The 17088-nt window shown below is 40.6% G+C and carries 24 protein-coding genes and 1 pseudogene; 19 read left to right on the plus strand and 6 right to left on the minus strand.

Annotated features, from left to right (window positions below; genetic code table 11):
• From rplN to QSG86_RS06360, 19 genes are all read left to right on the plus strand, one after another.
• The gene (gene rplN / locus QSG86_RS06270; protein WP_001982634.1) at positions 1–369 is read left to right on the plus strand and encodes a 50S ribosomal protein L14; all 369 of its coding nucleotides are present in this window, start codon (positions 1–3) and stop codon (positions 367–369) included.
• A gap of 9 nt (positions 370–378) precedes the next feature.
• Positions 379–696, plus strand: a complete 318-nt coding sequence (rplX, locus tag QSG86_RS06275) for a 50S ribosomal protein L24 (RefSeq protein WP_317030710.1) — start codon at positions 379–381, stop codon at positions 694–696.
• A gap of 15 nt (positions 697–711) precedes the next feature.
• Positions 712–1248, plus strand: coding sequence for a 50S ribosomal protein L5 (rplE, locus tag QSG86_RS06280; protein ID WP_317030711.1), 537 nt, complete (start codon positions 712–714; stop codon positions 1246–1248).
• A 9-nt stretch (positions 1249–1257) separates the two neighbouring features.
• Positions 1258–1563, plus strand: coding sequence for a 30S ribosomal protein S14 (gene rpsN / locus QSG86_RS06285; protein ID WP_317030712.1), 306 nt, complete (start codon positions 1258–1260; stop codon positions 1561–1563).
• Between the two features lie 12 nt (positions 1564–1575).
• Entirely contained in the window at positions 1576–1971 is a 396-nt protein-coding gene (rpsH, locus tag QSG86_RS06290) for a 30S ribosomal protein S8 (protein ID WP_317030713.1), read from the plus strand.
• 13 nt (positions 1972–1984) lie between these two features.
• Positions 1985–2518, plus strand: coding sequence for a 50S ribosomal protein L6 (gene rplF, locus QSG86_RS06295; protein ID WP_317030714.1), 534 nt, complete (start codon positions 1985–1987; stop codon positions 2516–2518).
• A 14-nt stretch (positions 2519–2532) separates the two neighbouring features.
• On the plus strand, positions 2533–2883 hold the full coding sequence (rplR, locus tag QSG86_RS06300; protein WP_317030715.1) for a 50S ribosomal protein L18: 351 nt from the start codon (positions 2533–2535) through the stop codon (positions 2881–2883).
• Between the two features lie 2 nt (positions 2884–2885).
• A complete protein-coding gene (gene rpsE, locus QSG86_RS06305; RefSeq protein WP_317030716.1) occupies positions 2886–3383 on the plus strand; it encodes a 30S ribosomal protein S5 in 498 nt (165 codons plus the stop codon).
• A 6-nt stretch (positions 3384–3389) separates the two neighbouring features.
• On the plus strand, positions 3390–3566 hold the full coding sequence (gene rpmD / locus QSG86_RS06310) for a 50S ribosomal protein L30 (RefSeq protein WP_004786899.1): 177 nt from the start codon (positions 3390–3392) through the stop codon (positions 3564–3566).
• 3 nt (positions 3567–3569) lie between these two features.
• Positions 3570–4010: a 50S ribosomal protein L15 gene (gene rplO, locus QSG86_RS06315; RefSeq protein WP_317030717.1), complete on the plus strand. Its 441-nt coding sequence runs from the start codon at positions 3570–3572 to the stop codon at positions 4008–4010.
• Positions 4011–4055: 45 nt separating this feature from the next.
• Positions 4056–5375 (plus strand): preprotein translocase subunit SecY, encoded by a 1320-nt coding sequence (gene secY / locus QSG86_RS06320; RefSeq protein WP_317032686.1) that lies wholly within the window; start codon positions 4056–4058, stop codon positions 5373–5375.
• A gap of 20 nt (positions 5376–5395) precedes the next feature.
• Complete coding sequence (rpmJ, locus tag QSG86_RS06325) at positions 5396–5512, plus strand: 50S ribosomal protein L36 (protein ID WP_000867907.1); 117 nt, start codon at positions 5396–5398, stop codon at positions 5510–5512.
• Between the two features lie 111 nt (positions 5513–5623).
• Positions 5624–5980 carry a 30S ribosomal protein S13 gene (gene rpsM, locus QSG86_RS06330; protein WP_317030718.1) on the plus strand — a complete coding sequence of 119 codons (357 nt, stop codon included), beginning with the start codon at positions 5624–5626 and terminating at the stop codon, positions 5978–5980.
• A 19-nt stretch (positions 5981–5999) separates the two neighbouring features.
• Entirely contained in the window at positions 6000–6386 is a 387-nt protein-coding gene (gene rpsK / locus QSG86_RS06335; protein ID WP_054580362.1) for a 30S ribosomal protein S11, read from the plus strand.
• Positions 6387–6398: 12 nt separating this feature from the next.
• Positions 6399–7022, plus strand: a complete 624-nt coding sequence (gene rpsD / locus QSG86_RS06340) for a 30S ribosomal protein S4 (protein ID WP_317030719.1) — start codon at positions 6399–6401, stop codon at positions 7020–7022.
• A 17-nt stretch (positions 7023–7039) separates the two neighbouring features.
• A complete protein-coding gene (locus QSG86_RS06345; RefSeq protein WP_317030720.1) occupies positions 7040–8047 on the plus strand; it encodes a DNA-directed RNA polymerase subunit alpha in 1008 nt (335 codons plus the stop codon).
• An 18-nt stretch (positions 8048–8065) separates the two neighbouring features.
• Positions 8066–8431 (plus strand): 50S ribosomal protein L17, encoded by a 366-nt coding sequence (gene rplQ / locus QSG86_RS06350; RefSeq protein ID WP_067669349.1) that lies wholly within the window; start codon positions 8066–8068, stop codon positions 8429–8431.
• A gap of 360 nt (positions 8432–8791) precedes the next feature.
• The gene (locus QSG86_RS06355) at positions 8792–9052 is read left to right on the plus strand and encodes a succinate dehydrogenase assembly factor 2 (RefSeq protein WP_317030721.1); all 261 of its coding nucleotides are present in this window, start codon (positions 8792–8794) and stop codon (positions 9050–9052) included.
• A gap of 61 nt (positions 9053–9113) precedes the next feature.
• A complete protein-coding gene (locus QSG86_RS06360; RefSeq protein WP_317030722.1) occupies positions 9114–9428 on the plus strand; it encodes a hypothetical protein in 315 nt (104 codons plus the stop codon).
• Positions 9429–9448: 20 nt separating this feature from the next.
• On the opposite strand, the pseudogene QSG86_RS06365 reads toward QSG86_RS06360, so the two are convergent.
• The 6 genes and pseudogenes from QSG86_RS06365 to rnr form a co-directional block, all read right to left on the minus strand.
• Positions 9449–9624 (minus strand): annotated as a pseudogene (locus QSG86_RS06365) (EamA/RhaT family transporter); the annotation flags it as partial.
• A gap of 89 nt (positions 9625–9713) precedes the next feature.
• Positions 9714–10025, minus strand: coding sequence for a hypothetical protein (locus tag QSG86_RS06370; RefSeq protein ID WP_317030723.1), 312 nt, complete (start codon positions 10023–10025; stop codon positions 9714–9716).
• Between the two features lie 123 nt (positions 10026–10148).
• A complete protein-coding gene (locus QSG86_RS06375; protein WP_317030724.1) occupies positions 10149–10367 on the minus strand; it encodes a YheV family putative zinc ribbon protein in 219 nt (72 codons plus the stop codon).
• Between the two features lie 30 nt (positions 10368–10397).
• Complete coding sequence (locus QSG86_RS06380) at positions 10398–12452, minus strand: M3 family metallopeptidase (protein ID WP_317030725.1); 2055 nt, start codon at positions 12450–12452, stop codon at positions 10398–10400.
• Between the two features lie 136 nt (positions 12453–12588).
• Positions 12589–13776 (minus strand): MFS transporter, encoded by a 1188-nt coding sequence (locus QSG86_RS06385; RefSeq protein ID WP_317030726.1) that lies wholly within the window; start codon positions 13774–13776, stop codon positions 12589–12591.
• Positions 13777–14472: 696 nt separating this feature from the next.
• A complete protein-coding gene (gene rnr / locus QSG86_RS06390; protein ID WP_317032687.1) occupies positions 14473–16914 on the minus strand; it encodes a ribonuclease R in 2442 nt (813 codons plus the stop codon).
• Positions 16915–17088 lie beyond the last annotated feature (174 nt).

Consider the following 17088-nt stretch of genomic DNA (forward strand, 5'->3'; position numbering starts at 1 on the left):
ATGATTCAAACCGAAACTATGCTCGACGTAGCAGACAACAGTGGTGCTCGCCGCGTACAATGTATTAAAGTACTTGGTGGTTCACATCGTCGTTATGCTTCTGTTGGCGACATTATTAAAGTTACTGTAAAAGAAGCGATTCCACGTGCACGTGTTAAAAAAGGTGACGTGATGAATGCTGTAGTTGTTCGTACAAAATTCGGTATCCGTCGTCCAGATGGTTCAGTAATCCGTTTTGACGATAACGCTGCTGTTATTTTAAATAACAACAAAGCACCGATTGCAACTCGTATCTTCGGACCAGTGACTCGTGAACTTCGTACTGAACAGTTCATGAAAATTATTTCATTGGCTCCTGAAGTTCTATAAGAGGCAATCATGGCTAAGATTAAAAAAGGCGATCAAGTAATTGTGATCGCAGGTAAAGAAAAAGGCAAACAGGGTACTGTTTTGTCCGTTTCTAATGACCGTGTTAAGGTTGAAGGCCTTAACTTGGTTAAGAAGCATCAAAAGCCGAACCGTGTTACTGGCGCTGAAGGCGGCATCGTAACTCAGGAAGCTACGCTTCATATCTCTAACGTGGCAATTTTTAATGCTACAACCCAAAAGGCTGACCGTGTTGGTTACCAAGTGATTGAAGGCGCGAAAACTCGTGTTTATAAATCAAATGGTGAAGCAGTGGCGGTAGCGAAGTAATAGGTTGAATGGGCAATGGCCAGACTTAAAACACGTTACAACGACGAACTTAAAGCTCAATTACAAGAACAATTGGGTCTTAAGAATGTGATGGAGATCCCTCGCATCACTAAAATTACTATCAACATGGGTGTTGGTGCAGCAGCTGCTGACAAAAAACTCCTTGATGGTGCTCTTTCTGATATGCAAGCTATTGCTGGTCAAAAGCCAGTGTTAACTTTAGCGCGCAAATCAATCGCTGGTTTTAAAATCCGTGATGGTTGGCCGATTGGTTGTAAAGTAACTTTACGCGGCGAACGTATGTACGAATTCTTAGACCGTTTGATCTCGATTGCGATCCCTCGTATCCGTGACTTCCGTGGTTTCTCTGCGAAATCATTTGATGGTCGTGGTAACTACTCAATGGGTCTTAAGGAACAGATCATGTTCCCTGAAATCGATTTTGATAAAATCGATCGTATTCGTGGTATGGATATTACCATTACTACGACTGCTCGCACCGATGACGAAGGCCGTGCGCTTATGCGTTCTTTCGGCTTCCCGTTCAAATAAGAGGTCGATATGGCTAAGAAAGGTATGATTAATCGCGAATTGAAACGCGAAGCTACTGTTGCGAAATACGCTGCAAAACGTGCTGAATTAAAAGCAACGATTGCAAACGTAAACGCGAGTGACGAAGAACGTTTCGAAGCGATGTTAAAATTACAAGCATTACCTCGTAATGCATCTCCAGTACGTCTACGTAACCGTTGTGGTTTGACTGGTCGTCCTCATGGTTACTTCCGTAAGTTCGGTCTAAGCCGTAACAAATTACGTGATACAGTAATGCAAGGTGATGTACCGGGCGTTGTTAAGGCAAGCTGGTAAGGAGCACCATAAATGAGTATGCAAGATACCGTTGCCGACATGTTAACTCGTGTTCGTAACGCGCAAATGGCGAAGAAACAAACTGTTTCTATGCCAAACTCTAAGTTGAAAGTTGCAATTGCCAACGTACTTCAACAAGAAGGTTACATTTCTAGCGTAGAAGTTGCTGACGTTGAAGGTAAAGCAACTTTAACAATTACGTTAAAATATTTTGAAGGCAAACCAGTTATCGAAACTGTGAAGCGCGTAAGCCGTCCAGGTCTTCGCCAGTATCGCGGTAAAGATAGTCTTCCTCGCGTTAAGCAAGGTTTAGGTATTGCAATTGTTTCTACAAGCAAAGGCATCATGACTGATCGCGCTGCACGTGCTGCAGGTATCGGTGGTGAAGTTATTGCTTTTGTTTCTTAATAGGTGATTCCTCATGTCTCGTGTGGCTAAAGCCCCAGTAACTGTACCGAATGGTGTAACAGTTACTCAGAACGGCCGGCAGGTCGAAGTGAAAGGCAGTAAAGGTACATTGTCTTTCAACCTGCATGCGCTGGTCGAGCTAAAACAGGAAGACGGTACATTAGTCATTGCTCCTGTAAAAGAGTCTAAAGACGCTTGGATGCAGGCTGGTACTGCTCGCGCTGTGCTTAACAACCTTGTTAAAGGTGTAAGCGAAGGCTTCGAACGTAAGTTACAACTCATCGGTGTTGGTTATAAAGCTGCGGTAAAAGGTAACGTTGTTAACCTTAACCTTGGTTTCTCTCACCCGATTGACTATAACCTTCCTGAAGGTGTAACTGCTGAAACTCCGAGTGCAACTGAAATTGTACTTAAATCTGCTGATAAAGCAGCTTTAGGTCAAGTTGCTGCTGAAATCCGTGGTTACCGTCCGCCAGAGCCTTATAAAGGTAAAGGTGTTCGTTATTCTGACGAAGTTGTTCTTCGTAAAGAAGCTAAGAAGAAATAAGGCGCGAGGTTCTTATGAACGAAAAGAAACAATCCCGTTTGCGTCGTGCGAAAAGCACACGCTTGCACATTCGTGCATTGGGTGCGACTCGTTTGTGTGTAAACCGCACTCCGCGTCACATCTATGCTCAAGTTATCTCAGCAGATGGTGGCAAAGTTTTAGCGCAAGCTTCAACTTTAGATGCTACTTTACGTGCTGCAACAACTGGTAACGTCGAAGCAGCGAAAAAAGTAGGTGCTTTAATCGCAGAGCGTGCTAAAGCAGCTGGTGTTACTAAAGTTGCATTTGACCGTTCTGGTTTTAAATATCATGGTCGTATCAAAGCCTTGGCTGATGCTGCTCGTGAAAACGGCTTGGAGTTCTAATCATGGCTAAAGTTGAACAAAACGAAGGTCTTGTTGAAAAGCTGGTTGCCGTTGATCGTGTAGCCAAAGTTGTTAAGGGTGGTCGTATCTTCTCTTTCACAGCATTAACTGTTGTGGGTGATGGTAATGGTCGCGTAGGTTTTGGTCGTGGTAAAGCGCGTGAAGTTCCAGCTGCTATTTCTAAAGCACTTGAAGCTGCTCGTCGTAACATGATTACGATTGACCTTGTTGACGGTACTGTTCAACATCCTATTAATGCTCGTCACGGTGCAAGCCGCGTTTACATGCAACCTGCTTCTGAAGGTACTGGTGTAATTGCTGGTGGTGCTATGCGTGCAGTTCTAGAAGCTGTTGGCGTACGTAACGTATTAACTAAATGTTATGGTTCTACTAACGCTGCTAACGTAGTAAACGCAACTTTTAAAGGTTTGCGTGATATGACTTCTCCTGAGAAAGTTGCTGCGAAACGTGGTTTAACAGTAGAAGAAATTCAAGGGTAATCAATCATGAAAACGATTAAAGTTACCCAGACTAAATCTGCATCTCATCGCTTGAAAAATCACAAGTTGAGCTTGAAAGGTTTAGGTCTGCGTCGTATTGGTCATACTGTAGAAGTGCAAGATACGCCTTCTAACCGTGGTATGATCAACCAAGTCTACTATATGGTTAGTGTAGAGGAATAAGCCATGACTCTGCGTTTAAATACAATTGCACCTGCAGAAGGTGCTAAACGTGAAAACCTTCGTTTAGGCCGTGGTATCGGTTCTGGCGTTGGTAAGACTGGTGGTCGTGGTATCAAAGGTCAAAATTCACGTAAGAGCGGTGGTACACGTCCAGGCTTTGAAGGCGGTCAAACTGCGATTTATCGTCGTTTACCTAAATTCGGTTTCACTAGCCAACAAGCACTAAAAACTGCTGAAGTACGTTTATCTGAGCTTGCTAAAGTTGAAGGCGATATCGTATCGTTAGAAACATTAAAAGCAGCGAATGTTGTACGTAAAGATATGCTTCGTGCTCGTATCGTACTTTCTGGTGATGTTACTCGTGCGTTCACTATCCAAGGTGTTGCTGTGACTAAAGGCGCTAAAGCTGCTGTTGAAGCTGCTGGCGGTAAAGTCGAGGAGTAATTCCCAGTGTCTATGTCTCCTAGTTCTTCGGGTCATGTTAACATGATGAAGGGTCAACCATTTCATGTGAAATACCGTGAAATTATTCGACGAATGATGTTTCTTATTGGTGCATTGTTGGTCTTTAGACTAGGAGCGCATATTCCAGTACCAGGCATCAATAATGCAGCGCTTGAGAATTTATTTAATGCCAACCAAGGTACGATTCTTGGTTTGTTTAATATGTTCTCTGGTGGTGCATTAGAGCGTATGTCAATTCTTGCGCTTGGAATTATGCCATATATCTCTGCATCGATTATTGTGCAGTTGATGTCAACAGTCGTTCCTTCATTGGAAGCCTTAAAAAAAGAAGGTGAACAAGGTAAGCGTAAGATTAGCCAGTATACACGACAAGGTACACTGCTACTTGCCCTCGTACAGTCTATTGGTATGTGTGCGGGTCTGATTAGTCAAGGCATTACCTTGACTGACGGGCTAGCATTTTATATACCCGCAGTGACGTCATTGGTTGCAGGTACAATGTTCTTGATGTGGTTAGGTGAACAAATTACTGAGCGTGGGGTGGGTAATGGTATTTCCATGATCATCTTTGCCGGTATTGTTGCTGGATTGCCAAATTTAGTTTTGCAATCTTTTTCATCTATCGATAATGGTCAGTCTAGTTTAATCGGTTTGGCAATATTTGCGGTATTATCACTGGCTGTGTTGGCTGCGATTGTGTTTATTGAAAAAGCACAACGTCGTATCCCAGTCAATTATGCGCAAAAACAGCAGGGCCGTCGTGTATTCACTGCACAGCAAACACATTTGCCATTAAAAATTAATATGGCGGGTGTGATTCCAGCAATTTTTGCAAGTTCATTGCTCTTGTTCCCAGCGAGTTTAGGTCAGTGGGTTGGAAGTGCAGATCCTGATGCAGGATTTATTAAACGTAGTCTGCAAGATTTGGCACTGGTATTGTCGCCTGGACAGCCGTTGTATTTGGTGCTCTTTGGTGCGTTAATTATCTTTTTCTGTTATTTCTATACAGCACTAGTATTTAGTCCAAAAGAAGTATCAGAAAACCTAAAACGCAGCGGAGCTTATGTACCTGGAATACGCCCAGGTGAGCAAACTGCTCGTTACTTAGATCATATTCTCAATCGTTTGACCTTTATTGGCGCGATGTATATTACAATTATCTGTTTGATGCCAATGATTCTGCAAAGTTCATTTGGAATACCATTTAGTTTAGGTGGAACATCATTACTGATTGTTGTAGTTGTTGTAATGGACTTTATGGCTCAGCTACAAGCTCATTTAACGTCGCATCAGTATGATAGTCAAACATTAATGAGAAAAACGACTGCTCATCCTAAGGGATAAGCGCACTTAGAGGTTTCATCATGAAAGTACAAGCTTCTGTAAAGAAAATTTGTGGTAGCTGTAAAGTTATCCGTCGTAATGGGGTTATTCGCGTAATTTGTAGCGCTGAACCTCGTCATAAGCAGCGTCAAGGTTAATCTGATTAATAAAGACCTGTTGATTTCAGTAGGCTAATTAGGTTATTATCCGCCCCTCAAGATTTTTGTGGGGCGGTTGATTATCTCTACTGCCTTTTTGGAGAAATTTGAATGGCTCGTATTGCCGGTGTAAACATTCCGGATAACAAGCATGCTGTTATCTCTCTCACGTATATCTTTGGTATTGGTCGCCACACTGCTAAGAATATCTTAGCTGCTGCAGGTATTTTACCGACTACTAAAATTCGTGAATTAGATGATGCTCAGCTTGATGCGATTCGTGCTGAAGTTGCTAAGGTTCCTACCGAAGGTGACTTACGTCGCGAAATTTCCATGAACATTAAACGTTTAATGGATTTAGGCTGCTACCGCGGTCTTCGTCATCGTCGCAGCTTGCCTGTTCGCGGACAACGCACCAAAACTAACGCACGTACCCGTAAAGGTCCGCGCAAACCTATTAAGAAATAAGATTTCTGGAAGCTAAAAGATGGCTAAAGATACTCGCACACGCAAGAAGGTCACCCGTACCGTCTCTGAAGGTGTTGCACACATTCACGCTTCTTTTAATAACACCATTGTGACTATTACCGACCGTCAAGGTAATGCACTGGCTTGGGCTACCTCTGGTGGACAAGGCTTCCGTGGATCACGTAAATCAACTCCGTTTGCTGCTCAGGTAGCTGCTGAAGTTGCTGGTAAAGCAGCTCAAGATTACGGTTTGAAAAACTTGGACGTCCTTGTGAAAGGTCCTGGTCCAGGTCGTGAATCTGCGGTTCGTGCTTTAGGTGCAGTGGGTTATAAAATTAATAGCATTACCGATGTGACTCCAATCCCTCACAACGGTTGCCGTCCACCTAAAAAACGTCGCGTGTAAGGAGAAACATTCATGGCTCGTTATATTGGTCCAAAATGCAAACTCTCTCGCCGCGAAGGGACAGACCTGCAACTTAAATCAGGCGTTAAACCGTTTGACGTTAAGACTAAAAAACATGCGAAAGCTCCTGGCCAACATGGTCAAAGCCGCGCAAAACAATCAGAGTATTCACTACAATTACGTGAAAAACAAAAAGTACGTCGTATGTACGGTGTGTTAGAGCGTCAATTTAGTAACTACTATAAAGAAGCTGCTCGTGTTAAAGGTGCAACAGGTGAGAACTTGTTGAAATTGCTTGAAAGCCGCCTAGATAACGTCGTTTATCGCATGGGTTTTGGTTCTACACGTGCAGAAGCTCGTCAGCTTGTATCTCATCGCTCAATTACTTTAAATGGCCGTCGTGTTAACATTGCGTCTATTCAAGTTAAAGCAGGTGATGTCATTGCAGTTCACGAAGGTGCTAAACAACAATTACGTATTAAAAACGCAATTGAATTAGCAACTCAACGTGGTATTCCTTCTTGGATGGACGTAGATCATTCTAAACTTGAAGGTACGTTTAAAGCTGCACCAGATCGTTCTGATTTACCTGCTGAAATCAACGAAAGCTTGATTGTAGAATTGTATTCTAAATAATCCTTGAGGTAGCAATAATGACGCGTACTGCAAATGAGTTTCTAACTCCGCAAGCGATCAAGGTCGAAGCGGTTAATGGGACCTCGGCAAAAGTTATTCTAGAACCATTAGAGCGTGGCTTTGGTCATACTCTTGGTAATGCTTTACGTCGCATCCTGCTTTCTTCTTTACCTGGCGCAGCTGTGGTTGAAGTTGAAATCGAGGGTGTTGAGCACGAGTACAGTACCTTGGAAGGCTTGCAGCAGGACATCGTCGAGCTCTTGCTGAACCTGAAAGGATTGTCTATTAAGCTGTTCGATCAAAATGAAGCTTATTTAACATTAGAGAAGCAAGGTCCTGGCAACGTAACAGCTGCAGATCTTCGCTTACCTCATAATGTTGAAGTGGTCAACCCTGAACATTTGATCGGCACATTAAGTGCTTCAGGCTCATTAAAAATGCGCTTGAAAGTTGCTCAAGGTCGTGGTTATGAAACATCTGATTCACGCTTCCCTGAAGGCGAAACTCGCCCTGTAGGTCGTTTGCAATTAGATGCTTCTTATAGCCCAATTAAACGTGTGTCTTATACCGTAGAAAATGCGCGTGTAGAACAACGTACAGACCTTGATAAATTGGTCATTGATCTTGAAACCAACGGGACGGTTGATCCTGAAGAAGCAATCCGCAAAGCGGCAACAATTTTGCAACAACAAATTGCAATTTTTGTTGATCTTCAGAAAGATCAAACACCTGTTGCTCAAGAACCACGTGAAGAAGTTGATCCAATTTTGCTTCGTCCAGTAGATGATCTAGAGCTTACTGTTCGTTCTGCTAACTGTTTGAAAGCAGAAAATATTTACTACATTGGTGATCTTGTACAGCGCACTGAGGTTGAGTTACTTAAAACACCTAACCTTGGTAAAAAATCGCTTACAGAGATCAAAGATGTTCTGGCTTCTAAGGGCTTACAGCTCGGCATGCGTTTAGAGAACTGGCCACCAGCTAGTTTACGTATGGACGATCGTTTTGCCTATCGTAGCCGTTAATTAAGTAGGACTATCACCATGCGTCATCGTAATAGTGGTGTGAAATTAGGCCGTACAAGCAGCCACCGTAAGGCGTTGTTTCAAAACTTAACCAATGCTTTAGTTGAGCATGAGTTAATTAAAACAACTTTGCCTAAAGCGAAAGAACTTCGCCGCGTTGCAGAGCCTTTAATCACTTTAGCTAAAAACGATACTGTAGCAAACCGTCGTCTAGCGTTTGCTCGTACTCGTTCAGCAGCAACTGTTGGTAAATTATTTACCGTTCTTGGCCCTCGTTACAAAGAACGTAACGGCGGTTATCTACGTGTTCTTAAAGCGGGCTTCCGTGCAGGTGATGCTGCACCGATGGCTTACGTTGAACTCGTAGATCGCGAAGTTAATTAATTTCGTTGAGCCATACAGTTGTTCAAAAAAAGGTCGGTTAATTTAACCGACCTTTTTTTATGCGCCCAGATTCAATTTAAGCACTAGCCGAGCCTTGACACAAAATCTATTCGGCAGCTTAAGTCTATTTTAGGATACTAAAAACAATAATCGTGCCAGTGTTGGTTTTATACTGAGTTACAATTTCGATGACTATTAATATTTAAAAAAGTTTCGTATTTAGAATGACGGTTCATATCAATGATGAGTCAGTAATCTATGCTTTAAGCAGCAACTGAATGTGGACAAAGATAAATACATCGAAACTTTTTATTGGCTGGGTTAAACTTATTCATAGTATTGTCTGTTGAGAATAAATTGATGGTAGATGAAATTAGCCTAGAAGAACGTAAAGTGGTTTATCGTGCACGTCGAGGATTGAAAGAAATTGATGTCTATTTTGATCCTTATGTTAAAAATTATTATTTAAAGGCTGATGAAGCAGAAAAGCAAATGTTTGCTGAACTGGTGGCACAAGAAGATCCTGATTTATTAGACTGGTTTATGGAAGTCTCAGAACCTCCACGACCGGAGTTAAAAGTCTTTATTCAAAAATTAAAACATTATGTACACGGTGCATAATACTTTTTATTTGAAACGCAGTCGTTTTGCGATTGTGTTTCAAATATTGCTTCTTATTTTTATGTCATTTATTTTATTTAAAGTGTTAGCTTTAGGCTGGTTTTTATTGTGTTTAATCATTGCTACACTGCATTTTTATCTGCATATTCAAGCTGCACAAGTGACTGTTTTTCAACAATTAGATCATCATGATTGGACCTTGATTTCGACTCGATCGACAGCAATTGCTCGCGTAAGCATTAAGGCGATAGTGAATCATCAGTTGTATATTGTGGTACTTTTTAAATCTTCCCAGCATCGGCGTATGGTGATCTGGTTTGATCAACTTTCTGTACAACAATGGAAAAAATTACGCGTTTTAGCAAAGTTGTTTTAATATTGATATTGAATAAACAGCATAAAAGGTAAGAAAATAAATAAGCCGATAAAATTTCTAAAAAATACAATCGTAGCATTATCGACTGAGTAAGCGGCAAAACGTATACATATACTCATCACCGAAAATAACAATGCCGAAGCAATAAATAACTGATGGCCTTTAGAATGTGTGTTGCAGGATTTGAAAGAGATATACGACTATGCAGTAAAATATGATTGTGCAGTGTAGCTGAATTTAGCAATTGATCAGGTTAATCGTATCATTCATCTTAATATGGTTAAGCTAACTTATCGTGGCTAATTGCTGCTCTAAAATACTGATTTGTTCTTGTTTGAGTTGAATTAATTGATCAGCTTCTTGAATTTGCTGCTTTAATGTATTTTGTTGCTCAAGCAACTGTTGTTGAATATCATCCAATCTGCTGATCTCATCCTGGGCGAGAAGTGTTGTTTGAGGTAGAGGTTGCTTTAGGATCTGTTCAGGGATTAGGACTGAGATTCTGACGGGCAAAGCCGCTTTGGCTGTTGTTGCTGGTAAAGCAGGGGGCTGCTGTTCTGTAACGGCATGATTTTCGATAACAAGATCTTTGTTCATTGTGGGGTGAACGTATTGGCTATAACCCATATATATGATCATGATGATCAATAATAGGGTTACGATCCCCCAGCACAGCACTGATTTATAGGAATAATTGAATTGCATGGATAATAGGTATAATTATTTTAATGGTTTAGGTTTAAATTGTATCACACCAATTTCATCAGCAATAGTGGGGACTTCTGGTTGTTCAACATATGTTGGACGATTTTCACTATAGTGACATTCAATACACTCAATCCATTCATCATCAGCAGAGCTAAGCATGACAATTCGATCTACAGCCTGACATTTTGGACATTTTGCTCCAGCAATAAAACGGCGTTTTAGATTCATCATGCTTACCTCGGTTAAAATTAGGTGCTTAGTTTACGCATTTTTAGACTGGTTCGTCCAACCTTGATGACGTAATAATGCATCAATTTTAGGCTCACGCTTTCTAAAATTTATAAATGCATCAAGTGCCTGATCTTTACCACCAACGGCTAAAATAAACTGTCTAAATTGTTGTCCAGTTTGTGTATTAAAAATTCCTTCTTGTTCAAAACGATCAAAAGCATCACTTGCCAAAACCTCTGCCCATTTATAAGAATAATAGCCCGCAGCATATCCTCCAGCAAAAATATGGCTAAAGCTATGCTGAAAACGATTTTGTGCCGTAGTCGGTGCTACAGCATATTTTTGACGAATATCATTTAAGGTTTGTTGAATCTGTTGAGCATTTAAGCTTGGATTGGCTTGATGAATATTTAAATCAAAAAGTGCGAATTCAATTTGACGTAAGCTTTGCATGCCGGATTGGAAAAAGCGAGCATCCAATAATGCTTGAAGTAATTCAGGTGTGAGCGTTTCTTTACTTTCAATATGTTCACTCAGTAACGCTAAACTGTGTTGATCCCATGCCCAGAACTCCATAAATTGGCTTGGTAATTCGACAGCATCCCATGCAACACCATGTGTTCCTGCCACGGAAATATAATCAACTTCAGTTAACAAATGGTGTAAACCATGACCAAACTCATGGAATAAGGTAATCACTTCATCATGGGTCAGTAAGGCTGCTTTTCCAGCGACAGGTGGCGTAAAATTACAGACCATATAACAAATCGGCTGTTGTAAACCTGTTGTGGTCTGCATACGTGAGCGGAAACCACTCATCCATGCACCACCACGTTTGCCACTGCGTGCATAAAGGTCAAAATAGAACCCACCAAGCACTTGTCCTTTTTCTTCAAGTTCAAAATAGCGTACGTCTGGATGCCATACCGCTGCTTTGCGCTCAATAATTTCAATCCCATATAAACGATTGACGATCGCAAACAGTCCTTGTAATACTTTATGTACTGGAAAATAGGGTTTTAGGGCTTCTTGAGATAAGTTAAATTGTTGGAGTTTTAATTTTTCGGCATAAAATGCAATATCCCAAGCCTGCAGTTGATCAATGCCATCTAAGGCTGCAATCGCTTGAATTTCTGCAATCTCTTGTTCAGCAGGCTGACGTGCATGTTGAGCAAGATCCATTAAAAATTGTGCTACTGTATCTACATCAGGTGCCATTTTACTGGCCAATGATAATTCAGCGTAATGCTGGAAACCTAATAACTGTGCCATTTCTTGGCGTAGATTTAAAATTTCCTCCATAATCGGGCTATTATCAAATTCAGGCTGTCCACCCAGTTCTGATGCACGTTGTGTATAGGCCCGATATAATGTTTCGCGTAAATCACGATTCTCAGCATAGGTCATAACCGCTAAATAAGCAGGAATATCTAAAGTCGCCACAGGTTGATTGAGTTGATGTTGTTCGCCATATTGTATTAAGAGCTGAATACTACTGTCTGGTAAGCCTTGTAATTGATCTGGATTTAAAGGCTGATAATATGCTTGTGTGGCATCGAGCACATGGTTTGAAAAATCTGCAGCCAATTGAGATAAACGTGCAGATATTTCAGCATAACGTTGTTTTGCGGCTCCTGTTAAGGCGACACCAGACAGTTTAAAGTCACGTAAGGCCAATTGAATAGCGCTTTGCTGTGCAGCAGGAAGTGTATGGAACGCTTGATCATCATGAATCTGTTGATAGGTTTGATATAGAATATGGTGTTGGCCAAGCGCGGTATAATAAGCACTTAATTCGGGTAACAGTGACTGATAAATTTCACGTGTTTCGCTATTGTTCATTACCGCATTGAGATGCGAAAGAATTCCCCAAGATTCATTAAGATGATTTTCAAGCTGATCAACCTGTTGTAATACCGCTAATTGTGCAGTATGTGATGCAGGAATGGCAGTTAAGTGCGTTAAGAATTGTTGTCCTTGTTGAATATCATATTCGATTTGTTGTTTTAATTGATCTAAAGAAAGTTGATCAAACTGTGGAACAGGCAATGTTGCTTTTTCTAATGTCATGATGGCGAGATTCATGGATGACTGATATTAATAATGAATGTCGGGTCTGAGACAGATAAATCAAGTTCAATCATCGGTTTTATATTTTCTTTTCTGTGGATTTTACGCCTAAACACAGTGGATTAGGCGATTTTTAGGTCGGTGTTTTTGCTTATTTTTTCACTGCGTAAAAACGTAATAAGATATAGGTCATTGCTAAACCGATACAGGATAAAATAGCAGTGATGAATGCGATTTGTGACCATTGCTGTGAGTGAGAAACCACCGCAGCACTCAGTGGAGGGACTAAAAACTGTGCGCAGGCTGAAATTTGTAACACTAAACCAACACTGGCTGCTGCTGCATTGGCCCGTGGTGCGTATTTTAAGGTAATGGCAAATACGGTGGTGGGGATGAGTCCTCCCAATAAGGAAAATAAAATTGCAGCAATATATTGCCATTCAAAAGCCAGCCACGCTGTGGCAGCAAAGGTCATAAAACTGGTGACCAACATGCTGATAAAGCCAACACTTAATAAGCGAGCAGGCGCGATTCCTCTTTGTAATAAGGTACCAGCACTAAAGGTGCCAATTAAATTGGCAATGACCACAATGGAAACCAGTATCCCTGCGAGCTTAAAAGAAATATTTTCTGCAACATACATGCTGGGTAAGAAACCGACCACCGTAATCCATTGACCTGTATAACATGAGAAAATGAATGCCAAACATAAAACCGGTGGATGTGTGGCGGTAATTTTAAAAATTTCCCAAAAAGAGCTGTGTTGTTGCTGTTGTTGTACAGGCTGATCTAGCTGAAGTAAGTGGTAAATAATCAATGCTAGTGCAAAACTGATCAGACCTAGCATGACCCAAACTTCTTGCCATGAGAACCATTCTAAGAAAATCGGGATACTAAATACCGCTAAACTTACCCCTACGCCCATATAAGAGCTCCATAAGCCAAGTTTAAAGTTGAGTGTTTCTGCACTACTGATGCGTTTTAAAATCGCTGGAGCACAAATTGAAACCATAAGAAAGCCAATGCCTTCACCAAAGCGAAAAATATATAGTGAAATGACATTATCAACAAAAAAACCAGCCGAACTGCTACAGCCCAAAATGATTAAGCCAGCAATAAGACAACGTTTTAAGCCCACTTTTTCTGAGAAGGCACCAATGGTTAAGGCAAATAGCATTCCTGCACCTTGTACCAAAGACAGTGAGAACCCTGCTTGGGTAAAACTTAACCCTAGTTCTTGTTGTAGGATTGGGATAATAGGTGAGAGTTTACCGACATTCATTGCGGCTAAATACCCAGCAATAATAATCCAAATATCATATTTCGATATTTTGGTCATATTTTCAATCAACATCTATAGCATTGTTGAGATTGTATAACATGCGTCAGTTGAAGCACTAAGATATATTTTCACTTATAAAAACATCGATGAGCTATAAAAAATATCTATTTTTAAATAACTTAGAGAAGGATGCTGGATTGAATATTCTGATGGTAATAAGGTGGATATGATATGATTTATATTTTTAAACACTTGATTAAATTAAATTTTTTTAAAATATGATGGGTAGTGATGATAGGGAGATTATGGTAACAATAGTCAGATCAGCAGCATTCATATATTAGAATAAAATATAGAATAAACAGTGAATTAAGACATTTTACACGACTATTGGCTAAGTAGCATTTATCCTCAGTAAGGATGATCGTGTTGATTATACGTTTGATCGACATCATGATGGATGTCATGGCTATTCGTTTTGATGATCAAACATCATCATATCGCCGAGTTAGATCATGCTGCAGATGCAAATTTGATATCAATTCAATACAAAACTATGCAGTGAAAATTACAAAAAAAGTCTTTCGTATGGCTAAAAAATCTCGCATGCTGGTGTAAGCAAGCTCTTGCGAGTTTGTCTCATTTTAGCCATATTTTTCCCCAAGAATATGGCTTTTTTTTAATGGATATTGTGCATTAAATGACAATGATGGGATGAAGAGGATAGACAAATATGCCTATCCTCTTGCGCCATTAAGCATCTTTGCTTTTTGCATTCGACTTTTTCTTTTTTAATTTATTCTTTTTCTTTACTTTGTCTTTTGCATCTGATTGAGCTGCTGACTTTTTAGTCGGTTTTTGACTATAAGAGCTTGGTTTTGATTTACGCTTTTTCTTGCGAATGACTGCTTCACCATCTTCGCTGAGCTGTGCAGGCTGAGCCTTAGCTGATGCAGCAAAAACCTCCTCTTTAACGGCTGTTCGCGTTGTTGCTGTTTTGCTGACACGTGGTGCTCGACTACGAATGGTACGTCCTGCATGACTAAGTTGCTGCAGGAGTTCAAAATCAATTTTACGTTCCTCTAGATAGACAGCAGCAACTTTAATTTTAACTTCATCACCTAAGCCAAAGACTTGTCCACGATTTTGTCCAACCAAAGTTTGACTGGCCTGATCAAAAACAAAATAGTCATCGCCTAATTGACTGACATGAACCATACCATCGACATATAAGTCTTTAAGGGTAATAAAGAGACCAAATTCAGCGACAGCAGAAATATGTCCAATAAACTCCTCACCTAAATGCTGCTGCATATAGTGACATTTCAACCATGTCGTCACGGAGCGTGATGCTTCATCTGCACGACGTTCTGTCGCTGAGAAATGTTCGCCAGCAGCATCTAAAGCGGCACCTGAAATTGGCGCTGGTTTTTGTTTTAGATGCGCTTTAATAGCACGATGTAATAATAGATCAGGATAACGACGAATAGGCGAGGTAAAATGCGTATATGCATCATAAGCTAAGCCGAAGTGACCTGCGTTATTTGCGCCATAATAGGCCTGCATCATTGAGCGCAATAATACGGCATGGATACTAGGTGCATCAATGCGATCTTTAGTGGCTTCAATAACCGCTTGATAATCTTGCTGCGTCGGTTGCTCTGGAAAATGAAGGCCTAAAAGTTTAACGAAATCACGTACTTTTTGGATACGTGAAAATTCTGGCGGTTCATGCACGCGATACAGCATTGGAATATCATTTTTTAAAGCATATTCGGCAGCCGCCACGTTTGCCAGCAACATACATTCTTCAATTAATTTATGTGCTTCGTTACGTGTACGTGGCAAAATTTGCTCAATACCCCCAAGCTCATCAAAGGTCATATAGGTTTCAACAGTTTCAAACTCCATGGCATGACGTTGTGCACGTAAATTTTTGAGTACTTGATAGAGTTGAAATAAAGTATTGAGTGATTTAGTGACGTCACGATCTGCTGGAATCGCATCGCTATCACCATCAAAGTACTTTGCAACCTGAGTATAGGTTAAACGTGCTTTGGAATGCATAACAGATGGATAAAACTCATAACCTGTCACACGGCCTGCACGTGAAAGCTTTAAATCACAAACCATGCATAAGCGATCAACATTTGGATTGAGTGAACATAGTCCATTTGATAATGCTTCTGGCAGCATAGGTAAGACGAAATGAGGGAAATATACAGAGGTACCACGTTGCTGAGCTTCATCATCTAATGGATGATGAGGGCGTACATAGTGGCTGACATCGGCAATCGCAACAATGACACGATAACCGCCACCAGCGCGCTTTTCTGCATAGACTGCATCATCAAAGTCACGGGCATCTTCACCATCAATAGTGACGAGTGGGAGGTCACGTAAATCGATACGGCCCTGACAGTCTTGTGCATTGGGTTCTTTAAAGTGTTCAGCCTCTTGAATGACTTCATCTGGAAATTCATATGGCAGGCCAAACTCTAGAATCGTTTGAGGAATAATGATTTCTGTGTCTGCTTTATCTGCCATTGATTGAACAATATGACCTGTTGCAAATGCTTCTCGGGTTGGATAATCATCTATCGCAATACGTACAGCATCACCTAAATTGATTTTGGCATGTGCGATCAGTTCTTTTTCTAAAGTAATCGGCTGATGTGCATTAGGTGCAGCAGGTTGAATAAAATATTCGCCGTCATGCATCGCCACTTTGCCAATAATCTGCTTGACACGATGTTGCATCACTTCAGCAATAAAGCCCCATGCTTTACCTTTACGATCAATCGAAGTTTGTCTTACTTTGATACGATCCCCGTTAAAGACTAAACGGAGTTCACGCTCGGGTAATAATAAGCTTTCTTGCGCACTGATTTGCGCTACACCGATGCCTTTATTATTAATATAAACGGTGGCTTCATGCGTTGGTAATTCTGCTGCAATTTGAAATTTATAACCATCTTTAACCAGTTGGCCATCACGAACCATGGCAATCAGACGATGATTTAATGCATCAATACTTTTTTGATCAACAATGTCAAATTGTTCCACTAAATCAGTATGAGATAAAGTCTGTGTAGATTTTTCAATCGTTTCTAAAATAAGCGTACGACTAGGAATTGGATTTTCATAGCGTTCCGCTTCAGCTTTTGCTTCTGGATCGACCCAATTTTTCATAATTTCTTTGGCTTCAAGTAAGAAGAGATTAGAGTTAGCATAAGACATGTAAAGCAATACTGCACGTTATTGATGTAATATCGTCAAGTTAATTTTAATTTTAAGATGAAATGTCGTTTTGTCGCATGACGATATGACATTTTTTAATCACTTAATGCTGTTTTTAGTCGAAATTGC

Origin of the sequence: Acinetobacter sp. SAAs474 (assembly GCF_032823475.1) — a bacterium.
Taxonomy (GTDB): Bacteria; Pseudomonadota; Gammaproteobacteria; order Pseudomonadales; family Moraxellaceae; genus Acinetobacter.